At 65.9% G+C, this 13,934-nt stretch carries 18 protein-coding genes; 5 read left to right on the top strand and 13 right to left on the bottom strand.

Going from position 1 to position 13,934, the window contains the following annotated elements:
* Positions 1–8 precede the first annotated feature (8 nt).
* A complete protein-coding gene (ffh, locus tag P5705_RS00275) occupies positions 9–1,385 on the bottom strand; it encodes a signal recognition particle protein (RefSeq protein ID WP_011535319.1) in 1,377 nt (458 codons plus the stop codon).
* A 321-nt stretch (positions 1,386–1,706) separates the two neighbouring features.
* Here ffh and P5705_RS00270 point away from each other — a divergent pair, with 321 nt between their 5' ends.
* From P5705_RS00270 to P5705_RS00260, 3 genes are all read left to right on the top strand, one after another.
* A complete protein-coding gene (locus P5705_RS00270) occupies positions 1,707–2,516 on the top strand; it encodes a cytochrome C assembly family protein (RefSeq protein ID WP_213658040.1) in 810 nt (269 codons plus the stop codon).
* Between the two features lie 9 nt (positions 2,517–2,525).
* Complete coding sequence (locus P5705_RS00265; protein WP_277458881.1) at positions 2,526–3,701, top strand: transporter associated domain-containing protein; 1,176 nt, start codon at positions 2,526–2,528, stop codon at positions 3,699–3,701.
* A gap of 244 nt (positions 3,702–3,945) precedes the next feature.
* Positions 3,946–5,250 (top strand): MFS transporter, encoded by a 1,305-nt coding sequence (locus P5705_RS00260; RefSeq protein ID WP_277458877.1) that lies wholly within the window; start codon positions 3,946–3,948, stop codon positions 5,248–5,250.
* Between the two features lie 122 nt (positions 5,251–5,372).
* Here the strand turns inward: P5705_RS00260 and purT are convergent, their stop codons facing one another.
* The 5 genes from purT to P5705_RS00235 form a co-directional block, all read right to left on the bottom strand.
* The gene (gene purT / locus P5705_RS00255) at positions 5,373–6,554 is read right to left on the bottom strand and encodes a formate-dependent phosphoribosylglycinamide formyltransferase (RefSeq protein WP_232885139.1); all 1,182 of its coding nucleotides are present in this window, start codon (positions 6,552–6,554) and stop codon (positions 5,373–5,375) included.
* 74 nt (positions 6,555–6,628) lie between these two features.
* A complete protein-coding gene (locus P5705_RS00250; protein ID WP_011535324.1) occupies positions 6,629–7,096 on the bottom strand; it encodes a VUT family protein in 468 nt (155 codons plus the stop codon).
* 145 nt (positions 7,097–7,241) lie between these two features.
* Positions 7,242–7,436 carry a DUF1289 domain-containing protein gene (locus tag P5705_RS00245; protein ID WP_277458875.1) on the bottom strand — a complete coding sequence of 65 codons (195 nt, stop codon included), beginning with the start codon at positions 7,434–7,436 and terminating at the stop codon, positions 7,242–7,244.
* Positions 7,429–7,953 carry a gamma carbonic anhydrase family protein gene (locus P5705_RS00240; protein ID WP_277458874.1) on the bottom strand — a complete coding sequence of 175 codons (525 nt, stop codon included), beginning with the start codon at positions 7,951–7,953 and terminating at the stop codon, positions 7,429–7,431. The genes P5705_RS00245 and P5705_RS00240 overlap by 8 nt, the downstream gene beginning before the upstream one ends.
* A 45-nt stretch (positions 7,954–7,998) precedes the next feature.
* Positions 7,999–8,598 (bottom strand): CoA pyrophosphatase, encoded by a 600-nt coding sequence (locus P5705_RS00235; protein ID WP_011535327.1) that lies wholly within the window; start codon positions 8,596–8,598, stop codon positions 7,999–8,001.
* Between the two features lie 133 nt (positions 8,599–8,731).
* On the opposite strand from P5705_RS00235, the gene P5705_RS00230 reads away from it, so the two are divergent.
* Positions 8,732–9,286 (top strand): NUDIX hydrolase, encoded by a 555-nt coding sequence (locus tag P5705_RS00230; RefSeq protein WP_277458873.1) that lies wholly within the window; start codon positions 8,732–8,734, stop codon positions 9,284–9,286.
* An 18-nt stretch (positions 9,287–9,304) separates the two neighbouring features.
* On the top strand, positions 9,305–9,853 hold the full coding sequence (locus P5705_RS00225; RefSeq protein WP_277458871.1) for a L,D-transpeptidase family protein: 549 nt from the start codon (positions 9,305–9,307) through the stop codon (positions 9,851–9,853).
* Between the two features lie 133 nt (positions 9,854–9,986).
* Here P5705_RS00225 and P5705_RS00220 read toward each other — a convergent pair whose 3' ends face one another.
* The 7 genes from P5705_RS00220 to gspG are packed head-to-tail and all read right to left on the bottom strand — an operon-like array spanning position 9,987 to position 13,924.
* Entirely contained in the window at positions 9,987–10,646 is a 660-nt protein-coding gene (locus P5705_RS00220) for a general secretion pathway protein GspN (protein ID WP_277458870.1), read from the bottom strand.
* Complete coding sequence (gene gspM / locus P5705_RS00215; RefSeq protein WP_277458869.1) at positions 10,643–11,029, bottom strand: type II secretion system protein GspM; 387 nt, start codon at positions 11,027–11,029, stop codon at positions 10,643–10,645. The genes P5705_RS00220 and gspM overlap by 4 nt, the downstream gene beginning before the upstream one ends.
* The gene (locus P5705_RS00210; RefSeq protein ID WP_277458867.1) at positions 11,026–12,102 is read right to left on the bottom strand and encodes a GspL/Epsl periplasmic domain-containing protein; all 1,077 of its coding nucleotides are present in this window, start codon (positions 12,100–12,102) and stop codon (positions 11,026–11,028) included. The genes gspM and P5705_RS00210 overlap by 4 nt, the downstream gene beginning before the upstream one ends.
* Positions 12,099–12,689: a prepilin-type N-terminal cleavage/methylation domain-containing protein gene (locus P5705_RS00205; protein WP_277458866.1), complete on the bottom strand. Its 591-nt coding sequence runs from the start codon at positions 12,687–12,689 to the stop codon at positions 12,099–12,101. Before P5705_RS00205 ends, P5705_RS00210 begins: the two co-directional genes overlap by 4 nt.
* On the bottom strand, positions 12,686–13,054 hold the full coding sequence (locus P5705_RS00200; RefSeq protein ID WP_277458863.1) for a type II secretion system protein GspI: 369 nt from the start codon (positions 13,052–13,054) through the stop codon (positions 12,686–12,688). The genes P5705_RS00205 and P5705_RS00200 overlap by 4 nt, the downstream gene beginning before the upstream one ends.
* A complete protein-coding gene (gene gspH / locus P5705_RS00195) occupies positions 13,051–13,488 on the bottom strand; it encodes a type II secretion system minor pseudopilin GspH (protein ID WP_277458861.1) in 438 nt (145 codons plus the stop codon). Before gspH ends, P5705_RS00200 begins: the two co-directional genes overlap by 4 nt.
* A 1-nt stretch (position 13,489) precedes the next feature.
* Entirely contained in the window at positions 13,490–13,924 is a 435-nt protein-coding gene (gene gspG, locus P5705_RS00190; RefSeq protein WP_044488392.1) for a type II secretion system major pseudopilin GspG, read from the bottom strand.
* Positions 13,925–13,934: the final 10 nt, after the last annotated feature.

Genomic DNA, 13,934 nt, shown 5'->3' with positions numbered 1-13,934 from the left:
GGATTCGATTACATTTTTGGCATGCCGCCACCTGGCAGCATCCCGCCAAGTCCACGCATCATCTTGGCCATGCCGCCCTTGGCGGAGAATTTCTTCATCATCTTCTGCATCTGCTTGTGCTGCTTGATCAAGCGGCCGATGTCCTGCACCTGCGTACCGGAACCGAGGGCGATACGGCGCTTGCGCGAACCGCTGATCAGGTCGGGGTCGCGACGCTCGGCCGGGGTCATGGAGTTGATGATCGCCTCCATCTGCTTGAACTGCTTCTCGGCCGCGCCCTGGGCGTTGCCCATCTGCGAAAGGTTCATGCCGCCGATGCTGGGCAGCTTGTCCATCAGGCCACCGAGACCGCCCATGTTCTTCATCTGTTGCAGTTGGTCGCGGAAGTCTTCGAGGTCGAAGCCCTTGCCCTTCTTCAGCTTCTTGGCGAGCTTGTCGGCCTTGGCCTTGTCGATGTTCTGCTCGGCCTGCTCGATCAGGCTGAGCACGTCGCCCATGCCGAGGATGCGCGAGGCGATACGGTCGGGGTGGAACGGCTCGAGGGCTTCGGTCTTCTCGCCCATGCCGATGAACTTGATCGGCTTGCCAGTGATGGCGCGCACCGACAGGGCGGCACCGCCACGGGCGTCACCGTCGACCTTGGTCAGCACCACGCCGGTCAGCGGCAGGGCATCGCCGAAAGCCTTGGCGGTGTTGGCGGCATCCTGGCCGGTCATGGCGTCGACCACGAACAGCGTTTCGATCGGCTTGACCGCGGCATGCAGGGCCTTGATCTCGTCCATCATGTCGGCGTCGACATGCAGGCGGCCGGCGGTGTCGACGATGACCACGTCGATGAACTTGAGCTTGGCTTCGCGGATTGCCGCCTCGGCAATGGCCACCGGTTTCTGGCTGATGTCGGACGGGAAGAAGGTCACGCCGATGTCGTTGGCCAGGGTTTCGAGCTGCTTGATCGCCGCCGGACGGTAGACGTCGGCCGACACCACCATCACGCTCTTCTTCTTGCGCTCTTTCAGGTGGCGCGCCAGCTTGCCGGCGGTGGTGGTCTTACCGGCACCCTGCAGGCCGGCCATCAGCACCACGGCGGGTGGCGCGGCGTTGAGCGTCAGCTCTTCGTTGGCCGCGCCCATCAGGCTTTCCAGCTCGGCCTGGACGATCTTGACGAACGCCTGGCCCGGCGTGAGGCTGCGCGACACTTCGGTGCCGACCGCGCGCTCCTTGATGCTGTTGACGAAATCCTTGACCACCGGCAGGGCGACGTCGGCCTCGAGCAGGGCCATGCGCACTTCGCGCAGCGTGTCCTTGATGTTGTCTTCGGTCAGCTTGGCCTTGCCGGTGACATGGCGCAGCGTCTGTGACAGGCGGTCGGTCAGGTTTTCGAACATGGTGATCCTTTCAGGCCCAGTAAAGCCGAGGTTTTTCAGGCGCCCAGGTGAACAGGTACATGCGCTGGGCACAACAAGGCGGCGATTATAGCGAAGAGCGACGGCGGCGCACACCTTGACGCCAGTCGGCTAGATATTCGGTGACATCAGCAGGTAAAGAGATCGTGCGCGCCGCACCTGCAGGAGCCGGCTTTGCCGGCGAATGGGCCGGCATATACGGTACAAGTCGCTCGCCAGGCACAGGGGCAGGCTTTCCGGTCTTCCTTGCCTACTGCGTTCTATGCCAAACTCCGTCCCTTTAGGGCTTGCCTGCCAGGACTTATGCTCTCTTCACCCAGCCTCATCCCCAATCTGCTCGCCGCCTTCCTTTATGTGGCCGCGACCGTCTTCCAGGCCACCGGCCTGGCCCGTGGCGCCCGTGCCGACAAACGGCTGCTCGGCCTGCTCGGTACATTGGCAGTGCTTGCCCAGGGCGGCGCGCTGTTCTTCCAGCTGATCACGCCACTGGGCCTGAGCCTCGACTTCTTCAGTGCCGCCAGTCTGATCGCCGTGGCGGTGATCGCCCTGACGCTGGTCGCCTGCCTGAGCATTCCGGTGGAAAACCTGCTGGTCCTGCTGTTCCCGCTCGGCGCGGTGACCGCCCTGCTGGCCCAGTTCGCCCCGCCCGGCACGGTACCGCTGATCAACGAGGAGCCAGGCATCCTGGCGCACATCCTGCTGTCGATCCTGGCTTACGGCCTGTTCACCATCGCCGTGTTCCAGGCCCTGCTGCTGTTGCTGCAGGACCACCAATTGAAGAACAAGCACCCATCCGGCCTGATCCGCAACTTCCCGCCGCTGCAAACCATGGAGAGCCTGCTGTTCGGCTTCCTGTGGGCCGGCTGGGGCCTGCTGTCGCTGTCGCTGATCTCTGGCTGGCTGTTCCTCGACAACCTGTTCGCCCAGCACCTGGTGCACAAGACACTGTTGGCGTGCGTGGCCTGGATCGTCTTCAGTGTGCTGCTGTGGGGCCGCACCCGCCTGGGCTGGCGTGGCCACAAGGCGATCCGCTGGACCCTCGCCGGTTTCTGCCTGCTGATGCTGGCCTATTTCGGCAGCAAGCTGGTCCGCGAATTCATCCTGCATATCTGACGGCCGCCCATGGACACCCTGCCGTACGCCCCGCTGCTCGGCACACTCGCACTGGCACTGCTGTGGTCGGCGCTGTTCACTGCCGTGGACGCCGCCCGCCAGCAACTCAACGGCCAGGCTGAACCCACGCTACCGGCCCAAGCCCTGGTGCTCGGCGCCAGCCTCGGCAAACTGCTGGTGCTGGGCCTGGCCTGCCTGGTCGGCCAGCGCCACAATGGTGAGCATGGCTTCTGGCTCGCCGGCCTGGGCGCCACGCTCATGCTGCTGGTGTTGGCCGAATACCTGCCGCGGCGCCTGGCCCGGCGCAATCCGCACGCCTTTCTCAGCCTCGGGGCCAGCCTGCTCAAGCTGCCGCTGGCCACCCTGCAACCCTTGGGCTGCCTGCTCGATGGCGGCGCCAAGCTGATCCTGCGCCCGTTTCGCATCCAGCCCACCGCCGTGGCGCTGCACCCCCAGGAGCACGACGACTTCGATGAAGACCCGGCCCGCAATGGGCTGCTCGAAGGCTTGCAGGCGCTGGACAAGGTCACCGTCAACGACATCCTGGTGCCACGCAACGAAGTGGATGGCATCAACCTCGACGACCCCATCGAGCACATCATCGAGCAACTGATCGTCAGCCGACATACCCGCCTGCCGGTCTACCACAACGACATCAACCAGGTCGAAGCGGTGCTCAACACCAAGTTGATCAGCCACTTGCTGCCCCGTGCCGAGCTCACTTTCGAGAAGCTCCAGGCTGCCTGCTACGAGCCCTACTTCGTCCCCGAAAGCACTCCGCTGCAGATGCAACTGCTGAACTTCCACAAGCAGCAACGGCGCATGGGCGTGGTGGTGGACGAGTACGGCGAAGTGCTGGGCATCGTCACCCTGGAAGACATTCTTGAAGAGATCGTCGGCGAGTTCGAGGACGAACACAGCCTCGACAACCCCCATGTGCACCCGCAACCCGATGGCACCTTCATCATCGAAGGCACGGCGTCGCTGCGTGAAATCAACCGCACCCTGGGCTGGCACCTGCCCTCCGACGGCGGGCCGAAGACCCTCAACGGCCTGGTCACCGAAGCGCTGGAAAGCATCCCGGAAAGCGCGGTGTGCCTGAAGATCGGCCGTTATCGCCTGGAAATCCTCGAAACCGAGGACAATTGCGCCAGCAAGGTACTGGTCTGGACCGTGACCCGATAGCTATACTCCGGTCACGCTTACCCAGCCCTGCCGTCCCGCCTGCTACCCGCACCCGGCGCTCTACGGCCAGTCCGCACCACTGACACGCCCCGCGGTCCTGCTTCAGCACCCCGAACAGCGCCCGCTCCCCGCCTCTATCCCCTGGGCTATCGTCAGTCGGGCGACCAACAACAATACGCTCCGGCTCCCGTGTGCCCGCCACATGGGCCGTGCCCCATGGAGCATGACTGTCAGGGACCTTCGCATGACTACCAGCAACACCTACGCCGAACCTGCCGCGGCGACTCCGGTCAATTCCCCGGCCAGGGTGGCCACCGCCAGCTTCATCGGCACCGCCATCGAGTTCTACGATTTCTACGTCTACGCCACCGCCGCCGCCCTGGTGATCGGGCCGGTGTTCTTCCCGTCCGGCTCTGGCACCGCACAGATGCTCGCGGCGTTTCTCACCTTCGGCATCGCCTTCCTCGCCCGCCCACTGGGGTCGGCGCTGTTCGGCCACTTCGGCGACCGCATCGGGCGCAAGTCGACACTGGTCGCGTCGCTGTTGCTGATGGGCGTGTCCACCACGCTGATCGGCGTGCTGCCGGGCTATGACAGCATTGGCGTGTGGGCACCGATCCTTCTCTGCCTGCTGCGCTTCGGCCAGGGCCTGGGGCTGGGCGGCGAATGGGGTGGCGCGGCGCTGCTGGCCACCGAGAACGCCCCGGAGGGCAAGCGTGCGTGGTTCGGCATGTTCCCGCAGCTCGGCCCTTCGATCGGCTTCCTGGCGGCCAACGGCCTGTTCCTCACCCTGGCCCTGGCGCTCAGCGACGAACAGTTCCGCGAGTGGGGCTGGCGCATTCCGTTCCTGCTCAGCGCCGCCCTGGTGCTGGTGGGCCTGTACGTGCGCCTGAAGCTGGAAGAAAGCCCGGTGTTCGCCAAGGCGGTCGCCCGCCACGAACGGGTGAAAATGCCGGTGGTCGACCTGTTCGCCCGCTATTGGCTACCCACCCTGCTGGGGGCCGCGGCGATGGTGGTGTGCTACGCGCTGTTCTACATCTCCACGGTGTTCTCGCTCAGCTATGGCGTGACCACGCTGGGCTACAGCCGGGAGACGTTCCTGGGGCTGCTGTGCTTCGCCGTGGTGTTCATGGCCCTGGCCACGCCGCTGTCGGCCTGGCTCAGCGACCGTTTCGGGCGCAAGCCGGTGCTGATCGTCGGGGGCGTGCTGGCCATTGCCTCGGGCTTCACCATGGAGCCGCTGCTGACCTCGGGGTCGACCACGGGCGTGGCGCTGTTCCTGGCCATGGAGCTGTTCCTGATGGGGGTGACCTTCGCGCCGATGGGCGCGCTGCTGCCAGAGCTGTTCCCGACCCATGTGCGCTACACCGGTGCTTCGGCGGCGTACAACCTGGGCGGCATCGTCGGCGCCTCGGCGGCACCGTTCTTTGCCCAGAAGCTGGTGAGCATGGGGGGATTGAGCTGGGTGGGGGGGTATGTGTCGGTGGCGGCGGTGATCAGCCTGATTGCCGTTTTGTGCCTGAAAGAGACACGCGATACCGCGCTTTGAACCCTTGGGGCTGCCTTGCAGCCCTTTCGCGGCACAAGGCCGCTCCTACAGGGATCGCATACCTCCTGTAGGAGCGGCCTTGTGCCGCGAAAGGGGCGCAAAGCGCCCCCAGCAATCTCAGATCAGAACTCGACCTTGACCGCCTGCGAGGCGCGGGTGGCCTTGGCACGCGCGGCCTCGACCGACTCGTCGCGCGCCAGGCACACGCCCATGCGGCGGGTGCCATTGATCTCTGGCTTGCCAAACAGGCGAATGGCGGTATCCGGCTCGCTCAAGGCCGCACCGAGGTTGGCGAAGCTGGTCTGCTGCGACTGCCCTTCAGGCAGGATCACCGCTGAAGCCGAAGGACCGAACTGGCGCACCACCGGGATCGGCAGGCCGAGAATCGCCCGGGCATGCAGGGCGAACTGCGACAGGTCCTGGGAAATCAGGGTCACCAGGCCCGTGTCGTGCGGGCGCGGCGAGACCTCGCTGAACCACACCTGGTCGCCCTTGACGAACAACTCCACGCCGAACAGGCCACGGCCGCCCAGTGCATCGGTGACCGCCTGGGCCACGCGCTGCGACTCGGCCAAGGCTTTCGGGCTCATGGCCTGGGGCTGCCAGGACTCTTGATAGTCGCCCTTCTCCTGACGGTGACCGACAGGCTCGAGGAAGGTGGTGCCGCCGACATGGCGCACGGTCAGCAGGGTGATCTCGTACTCGAAGTCGATGAAGCCCTCGATGATCACTCGGCCCTTGCCCGCACGGCCGCCTTCCTGGGCATAGTCCCAGGCCTTCTGCAGGTCGTCGGCGCTGCGCAGCAGGCTCTGGCCCTTGCCTGATGAGCTCATCACCGGTTTGACCACGCAGGGGTAGCCCAGGTCGGCGACCGCCTTGCTGTAGTCCTCGAAGGTATCGGCGAAGTGGTACGGCGAGGTCGGCAGGTCCAGCTCCTCGGCGGCCAGGCGGCGGATGCCTTCGCGGTTCATGGTCAGCTGGGTGGCGCGGGCGGTGGGGACGACGTTGAAGCCCTCGTTCTCCAGCTCCACCAGGGTGGCGGTGGCGATGGCTTCGATCTCGGGGACGATGTAGTGCGGTTTCTCGGCCTCGATCACTGCGCGCAGGGCCACGCCATCGAGCATGTTGATCACGTGGCTGCGGTGCGCGACCTGCATGGCCGGGGCATTGGCGTAGCGGTCAACGGCGATCACCTCGACCCCCAGGCGCTGCAACTCGATCACCACTTCCTTGCCCAGCTCGCCGCAGCCGCACAGCAGTACACGGGTCGCGGTCGGCGACAATGGGGTTCCGATACGGGTCATTTCAGGTCCTCGAAGGCGTCCGGGGCCGCGCCACGCTGGCTGCCGCCCGCTGAAAAATGGACCGGTATTCTACATCAGGATGCAGCGATCGCGCGCCGTGCCCGCCAGGCCATGATCAGCCATACCGCCGTGACCCCGGCGAACTTCGAGGCCAGCGCCGTGCCGATCACCGCCGGTGTCAGCGCACCGATCATGCCGAAGAAGATGAAGGTGTCCACCGGAATACTCAGGGCCGAGCTCAGCCACAGGCGATCACGCAGAGGGCGGCGGGTGACGCTGAACACCAGCCAGTCGATCAGTTCGGAGACGAAGAACGCGGTGGCGCTGGCCAGGGCGATGGCCGGCTCCGACGTGGCGTAGGACAGCACCAGCGCCACCAGCATCGCCAGCAGCGCGCCGTGGCCGTAGCGGGTCTGCACCATGTCGCGCAGGATGAACACCAGGCCACCCCAGGCGGACCAGATCACGTCCAGGTGCGGCGCGCTGGAGAAGGCGTAGTTGATCAGCACCACGCTGCTGATGTAGGCGATGAGATAGAACATGGTCTGGGTATTCAGGTGGGCAAGCCGCTCAGAGTAGCGTCGGGCCAGCCACTGGACAAGCCCGCGATCCCTTGCAGGAGCCAGCTTTGCTGGCGAATGTGACGCTGGCAAGGCTATGCCTTGCTTTCGCCAGCAAGGCTGGCTCCTACAGGCCGATGATCAAGCCTGCGGCGACCGCCCGCTCATGGCACAGTTTGAGTACCGCGCGGCGTTCCGTGTTGTCCATCCGCCCCCAGCGGGTAATCTCGGCCACCGTGCGCTGGCACCCCGTGCAGATGTCCTGCTCGTCCAGCGCGCAGATGCTGACGCAGGGCGAAGCGACCGGCTTTTCATCACTCATCGTCAACTACCAGGTCGCGGGCATAACGCTGGGCGTTGTGCACGTAATGGGCGGCGCTGGCCTCGAGCATGCGTTTCTGCTGCTCGGTCAGCTCGCGCACCACCTTGCCCGGTGAGCCCATCACCAGCGAACCGTCGGGGATTTCCTTGCCTTCCGGGATCAACGCGTTGGCGCCGATGATGCAATGCTTGCCGATACGCGCACCGTTGAGAATCACCGCATTGATGCCGATCAGGCTGAAATCGCCCACCGTGCACCCATGCAGCATGGCGTTATGGCCAATGGTCACGCCCTTGCCGATGTTCAGCGGCGAGCCCATGTCGGTATGCATCACCGTGCCATCCTGGACGTTGCTGTCCTCGCCGATGTCGATCAACTCGTTGTCGCCACGCAACACCGCGCCAAACCACACACTGGCACGGGCTTGCAGGCGCACCTTGCCGATCAGGGTGGCGTTGGGCGCGGCCCAGCTGCTGGGATGGGCCTCGACCCGCAGGTCGCCCAGGCGGTATTTCATGTCTCGCTCCTCACGGTTGGACGCAGGTGACGGGGTGGGCCCCATTCAGTTCTGGATGAAACGCTCCGGTGGCTGGTGCAGGCTGATGCCGGCATCGAACAGCACATTGACCAACTCGACGATCATGATCGCCGACAGCCCCCAGATCTTGTAGTCGCCGTAACGGTAACTGGGCACGTACCAGCTGCGGCCCTGGTAGTCGATACGGTGGGTGTGCTCGCGCGGGTCCTGGCGGAAGAATGCCAGCGGCACGCTGAACACGGCGGCGATTTCCGCATCGTTGGCGCGGTACTCGACGTAATCGGGGATCAGGCCGACGAACGGTGTCACCTTCAGGCCATGCAGGGAGATCAGCGGGCTGAGCGGGCCGAGCACCTCGACGAGGCCGGGGGGCAGGCCGATTTCCTCCTCGGCTTCGCGCAGGGCGGTGAACACCAGGTCCGGGTCCTCCGGGTCGCGTCGGCCTCCGGGGAAGGCGACCTCGCCACCGTGGGTGGAAAGCCCCTTGGCACGGAGCGTCAGCACCAGCTCCGGCTCTTCGCCACGGGTGATGGGCAGCAGCACCGCCGCTTCGGGGAAACGGCGGTCCGTCTCCAGTGACGCGGGGGTATGGTTGCTCATTCGGCGAAGAAGCTCGTCCAGCATTACGCACTCTCGATTCCAAGGCCTGCCCTGCATGATGCACCAAAGCCGCGAGGCACCCAAGCCCCGCCCGCGGTCCGCTTGCGGTGGGCGGGTCGGGCGCGCCAAGATAGCCCGACCACACAGGAATGAAAGCATGAAATTCTGCAGCGCGTGCGGCCAACCGGTCACCCAGCGAATCCCCGAAGGCGACAGCCGCCCGCGGTATGTCTGCGACCATTGCCAGACCATCCACTACCAGAACCCCAACATCGTCGCCGGGGTGCTGCCCACCTGGGGCAGCCAGGTGCTGCTGTGCCGTCGCGCCATCGAACCGCGCCGAGGCTACTGGACCCTGCCCGCCGGCTTCATGGAGAACGGCGAGACCCTCGACCAGGCCGCCCGTCGTGAAACCGTCGAGGAGGCCTGCGCCCGGGTGGGCGAGGCGCACCTTTACCAGTTGTTCGACCTGCCGCACATCAACCAGGTACACGTGTTCTTCCGCGCCGAGCTTGCCGACCTGGACTTCGCCGTGGGCGTCGAGAGCCTGGAGGTGCGATTGTTCGAGGAACATGAGATCCCGTGGAGCGAGCTGGCTTTCCGGACCGTCACACGCACACTAGAATGCTACTATCGCGACCGCATCGGGCAGCACTACCCCATAGGCCATGAATACCTGCCGCCGATGAACGTCTCGTCGTCCACCACCTAGCCTCAGGGATACGGTTTCATGCGCTGGTTGCTTGCCCTCTTCTGCCTCAGTGTCGCCTCGGTGTCGCAGGCTGCCTTCACCGAAACCATCATTCGCAAGCCGCCGTCGGCCTTGCAAGCTGCCACGACCGTCCCCCAGGACCCCATGATCGACAAGGTGCTGGTGCTCAAGTCCGAGCGCCGTTTGCAACTGATCAGCCGCGGCGAGCCGCTCAAGACCTACCGTATCTCCCTGGGCAAGCAGCCCAGGGGCGCCAAGGAGCGCGAAGGCGACAAGAAGACCCCCGAAGGCCTGTACTGGCTGGACTGGCGCAAGGTCAGCGACCGCTACAACCTGGCCATGCACATCTCCTACCCGAACATCACCGACGCCGCCAAGGCCCGGCGTGATGGGGTGGCGGCCGGCAGCATGATCATGATCCACGGCACGCCGATCAACGAGGAATACCCGGAGTGGTACTTCCACACCCTCGACTGGACCGAAGGCTGCATCGCCATGCGCAACGACGACATGCGCGAGGTGTGGAGCATGGTCAAGGACGGCACCATGATCGAGATCCGGCCCTGAGCCATCGGGGCATGCCTATCCTGTAGGAGCCGGCCTTGCCGGCGAATGCGGTAGTGATCCCACCGACGCAATCGCGGGTAAACCCGCTCCTACAGGTGTTGCGCCCGTCTCAAGATCAGCTGCGACTCTGTCCCTACCACCTGATCTCCCGCTGCCCGTGCAGCGCTTCGGCACCCAACCACTGCACACCGCGCAGCACGGGTGTCAGCGCCGCGTCGGGCTGCACCTCGACACTCACCTGAGCCCGCCGCGCCAGCAGATCGCCGCTCACCACCAGACGATGCTGTCCGTCCAGGCTCAACTGCCCTGATGCCCGCCAGCCATCCACGCAGTTCATCTCGATGCCACCCCGGCCCAGCCCCAGCGACCACGGCTCGGCCAGCGCCAGGTCATTCACCTCGATCCGTCCCTGTGCCTCACGGCATTGCCCGCCACTTCCTTGCAGATGGAGCGCGCCTTGCCACTGTCCGGCAAAGCGATAGGCCTGGGCGACACTGGGTTGGGCCCCCAGGGCTTCGACCTCGGCCTGCCACTGCCAAGGCCAGCCACTGGCATGCAACCTCCACCCCTGCCCCAGGAACCCCATCCATACCTGCGCGTCCCGATGCCACGGTCGCAGTTCCCAGCGCAAGGGGCCAACCGCCCCCAGGCGCATCGCTTGCCCTTGCCACAGGCTGCCCACCACGCCCTCCGCCGGCAGCCCGCTCAACGACGCCAGCCAGACCGCAGGCAGCTCGACCAGCAAGCTCAGGCAGAACACCAGCCCCAGCCAGGCACCCGCGCGCCGACTCAAGGTTGCACCTGCACATCGAAGCGCAACCGATCGCCTTCGCGCTCAATTCCCCACTGCGCCATGCGCGCGCCCTCCAGGCGAAGGGCCTGCAACCAGTCCTGCAGGGCCTGGGCATCAGCAACCTTGCCCCGCGCTTGCCAGCCTTGCTCCTGTACCTGCACCTCGGCAAGTTCGATATGCCGGGCCTGGGCCGACTGGCGCAGGCGTTCAAGCGTCAGCGCGGGTCCGCTGCGCATCCCGGCCGCCGACTCGGCCAAGGCTCGCCATTGCGCCTGCTCCCGCCAATAGCCGAGCCCTTCGCGCAGCACCAGGACAAGCACCAGCAGCGCAATCAGCAGCCAGGCCAGCAGCATTCGCCGCCGTTGCAACCACTCGCGGTTCATGAGGCCTCCTCCAGATCGAACATCACGTGCCGGGCTCCCTCCTCGATCCGCACCTGTACCCCTGCGGCCGCCGCCATCTCCTGCCAAGGCGGAGTCGCTCCATCCCCCTCCAGCGCCAACCGCCATTGCCGACCGTCGAAACGCACGGCCTGCAATCGCCAGCCCGGGTTCGCGTCCAGCCAGGCCTGAAGTTGCGTCTGCAACCCTTCCAACTGGCGCAGGCGCAGTTGCGTTTCGCCGTGGCTGTCACGCAAGCGCTTGAGCACCTGGGCCGCCTGGCGTGGCGTGGCCTGCGGGCCGGTCACGGCCAGCACCTGCTCACGATAGGCCTGTGTCTGGCGCCACTGCTGGGCCAGCCAGAGGCCACCCCAGGTGACAGCCAATGCCATGCAGGCAAGTGCGAACCGTCGCTGTACCGGCGCCAGCCGGGGGAACGGGCGTGGGCTTCGCGCCTCGGACAAACCAGGCAGGCCCTCCAATGGCGCCAGCGCCTTGGGCCAGTCACCTTCGACGAACGCCTGCGCACCTGCCTGCCAAACCATCGCGGGCACCTGGCCGAGTGAATCGGGCCAGGCCAGCCAATGGACACGTCCTTCGGCCCCCTTGCCAAGCTGCAACAGCCTTTCGCCTCGCCGCCATTGCCAGCACTCCCCCGCTTCAGGTTCAGGCAGCAACTGCAACTCCCCCCAACAACGCTCGACAGGCAACGCCCATTCGACGCACTGCGCACGCCATTCAACCAACCGCTGCCGGGCCACCACCAGAAGCCGCAGTTGCCCCGTGGGCCGGCCGATGCAGGCACAATCCACTTCATCCGCCCCCTGCAACAGCCGATCCTCCAGCAACAGCGGCCACTCTTCGCGCTTGAGCCCAGGCGGCGCGGCCAGCTGGAAGTGACTGCAATGTTCACCCGGAACAATCAAGGCGACCCGCGCCGACAGGCCCGCAGGCGGCATGCCGTGCCCCTGACGCGTGGCCACGCCCTGCTCCACCAGCACCCAGTCCCACACCGGACCTGGACGCAGCAACAGCCATGGCCGCAGCGGCGTACGGCGCCGCCACTCACGTTTCACGAGCGCCCCCAAGGCAGCACGAAGGTACAGGTATAAGGTGCTCCATCACGCACGAACTCCAGGCGCACACCCCATCCGGGATGCGTCGGTTGATCGGAAGGCCAGGCCAGCCATTGGCCAGACTGGTGGTAAAGCAGGCTCATCGCGCCGACCCGCTCCAGCCGTTCGCGCAACACCCAGTGCGGGGCTGCGGCGGCATAGAGGTCGGCGGAGGTTTCTACCAGCAACTGCTGTTCACGCGGTTCGAAACGCAGGCGCTGACGCTGCAGGCGCGAACCACCTTCGGCCTGCGGCCACGCCGCGGCGGCCACCCAGAGCAGTTGCTGGCGGTCGGGCTGCCAATCGAGCCAGCGCACCGGCAAGGGCAGGCGTTGTTCATACACACGGCGCAGCACAGGGCTGTCGAAGCGCCGCTCAAGCGCCAGGCAGAAGTCCACCACCTGGGTTTCCCGTTGTGGCTGATCAAGCCGCTCACGCACCCTCAGCCAGCCATTGACCAACGCCGCCAGCAGCAAGCCCAGCAATGCGGTCAAGGCCAGGGCAACCATCAGTTCGACCAGGGTCATGCCCGCCTGCCTTCGCTTCATGGGCGCTCCAGGAACACGGTGTACTGCCCAAGTGGCAGGCGCTGATCGCGGTCGGTATACAACCGCAGTTCGCCGCGGCGCAGGTCACGCACACCCGTGCGCCGCAACTGCAAGTGCCAATGGCAAACCTGCCCGCCCTGGGTCAGCTCGCCAGCGTCTTCATTGGTCGCTGGCCAGTACTGCTCGACCACGAACCGCGCCTGCAACTCACGGGCGCAGAGCACGCCGAGTCGGTGCTGTTGCACGGTGTCCTGTACTGCCAGGCGCTGACGCAAGACCTGGCTGGTGATCACCGCCAACACAGCGGCGATCGCCAGCGCGACGCTCACTTCAAGCAGCGTGAAACCCTCTTGCCTGCGCGTCATTGGACACGGCTCACCTGCAAGCGGCCATCACGGCCCCAGTGCCAGCCCTGGCTGCCATCGGCCCAATGCCAACGCACACTGCCAGGCCGGGCCCAACCGTCGGGGGTGAACACCAGCACCGGCGCCGGGCTGCTCGGCCAGTCTGGGCGCAGGCCCTTGGGCCACTCGCCCAGGGCGACCGGCTCGACCACCCAGCGTCCACGCTCCTGGCGCACGAACTGCGGGCGCTGGCCGTTCCAGCGCAGGCCACGCAACTGCCCGGCATGACGCGCCAGTTCGCCCTGGGCCTCGGTCGCAGTCGCCAAACGCTCCAGCGCCTGATCGACGCCGGCATTGGCACTGTCGAGCCAAGCCACGGCCAGGCTGGTCATCAACCCGGCGATGGCCAGCACCACCAGCAACTCGAGCAGACTGAAACCACCCTGCCGACGCATGTCACAGCGCCCAGTTGCCCAGGTCGGCATCCAGCCCTTCGCCACCCGGCACGCCATCGGCGCCGAGCGAATACACATCGACCCGGCCATGTTCACCCGGCATGCGGTACTGGTACGGCGTGCCCCACGGATCTTCCGGCAGGCGGCGGATATAGCCATCGCTGCGCCAACTGCGCGGCAGCGGCTCCTGGGTGGGCTTCTTCGCCAGCGCGGCCAGGCCCTGCTCGTTGCTGGGGAAGCGCAGGTTGTCCAGGCGGTACATGTCCAGCGCCTGCTCCAGGGTGGCCAGGTCGGCCATCACCTTCTGCTTCATCGCCTTGTCCTGGTTGCCCAGCACACTGGGCGCGACCACGGCGATCAGCAGGCCGATGATGAAGATCACCACCATGATCTCCATCAGGGTGAAACCACCCTGGCGCTTGTGTCGTTGCTGCATCGAAGTTCTC

The organism is Pseudomonas entomophila, from assembly GCF_029478665.1.
Classification (GTDB): Bacteria; Pseudomonadota; Gammaproteobacteria; order Pseudomonadales; family Pseudomonadaceae; genus Aquipseudomonas; species Aquipseudomonas entomophila_F.
The sequence above is the reverse complement of the archived record's forward strand: the minus strand, read 5'-3'. Positions and strand labels throughout refer to the sequence as shown.

What these genes read in the sequence shown, in the direction of transcription:
- P5705_RS00265 (WP_277458881.1), top strand. Translation starts at nt 2,526, where the DNA reads ATGGACACCCTGCCGTACGCCCCGCTGCTCGGCACACTCGCACTGGCA.
- P5705_RS00235 (WP_011535327.1), bottom strand. Translation starts at nt 8,598, where the DNA reads ATGCTGGACGAGCTTCTTCGCCGAATGAGCAACCATACCCCCGCGTCA.
- P5705_RS00200 (WP_277458863.1), bottom strand. Translation starts at nt 13,054, where the DNA reads ATGACGCGCAGGCAAGAGGGTTTCACGCTGCTTGAAGTGAGCGTCGCG.
- purT (WP_232885139.1), bottom strand. Translation starts at nt 6,554, where the DNA reads ATGACCCGTATCGGAACCCCATTGTCGCCGACCGCGACCCGTGTACTG.
- gspH (WP_277458861.1), bottom strand. Translation starts at nt 13,488, where the DNA reads ATGCGTCGGCAGGGTGGTTTCAGTCTGCTCGAGTTGCTGGTGGTGCTG.
- P5705_RS00225 (WP_277458871.1), top strand. Translation starts at nt 9,305, where the DNA reads ATGCGCTGGTTGCTTGCCCTCTTCTGCCTCAGTGTCGCCTCGGTGTCG.
- ffh (WP_011535319.1), bottom strand. Translation starts at nt 1,385, where the DNA reads ATGTTCGAAAACCTGACCGACCGCCTGTCACAGACGCTGCGCCATGTC.
- P5705_RS00240 (WP_277458874.1), bottom strand. Translation starts at nt 7,953, where the DNA reads ATGAAATACCGCCTGGGCGACCTGCGGGTCGAGGCCCATCCCAGCAGC.
- gspG (WP_044488392.1), bottom strand. Translation starts at nt 13,924, where the DNA reads ATGCAGCAACGACACAAGCGCCAGGGTGGTTTCACCCTGATGGAGATC.
- P5705_RS00270 (WP_213658040.1), top strand. Translation starts at nt 1,707, where the DNA reads ATGCTCTCTTCACCCAGCCTCATCCCCAATCTGCTCGCCGCCTTCCTT.
- P5705_RS00260 (WP_277458877.1), top strand. Translation starts at nt 3,946, where the DNA reads ATGACTACCAGCAACACCTACGCCGAACCTGCCGCGGCGACTCCGGTC.
- P5705_RS00250 (WP_011535324.1), bottom strand. Translation starts at nt 7,096, where the DNA reads ATGTTCTATCTCATCGCCTACATCAGCAGCGTGGTGCTGATCAACTAC.
- P5705_RS00245 (WP_277458875.1), bottom strand. Translation starts at nt 7,436, where the DNA reads ATGAGTGATGAAAAGCCGGTCGCTTCGCCCTGCGTCAGCATCTGCGCG.
- P5705_RS00230 (WP_277458873.1), top strand. Translation starts at nt 8,732, where the DNA reads ATGAAATTCTGCAGCGCGTGCGGCCAACCGGTCACCCAGCGAATCCCC.
- P5705_RS00205 (WP_277458866.1), bottom strand. Translation starts at nt 12,689, where the DNA reads ATGAAGCGAAGGCAGGCGGGCATGACCCTGGTCGAACTGATGGTTGCC.
- gspM (WP_277458869.1), bottom strand. Translation starts at nt 11,029, where the DNA reads ATGAACCGCGAGTGGTTGCAACGGCGGCGAATGCTGCTGGCCTGGCTG.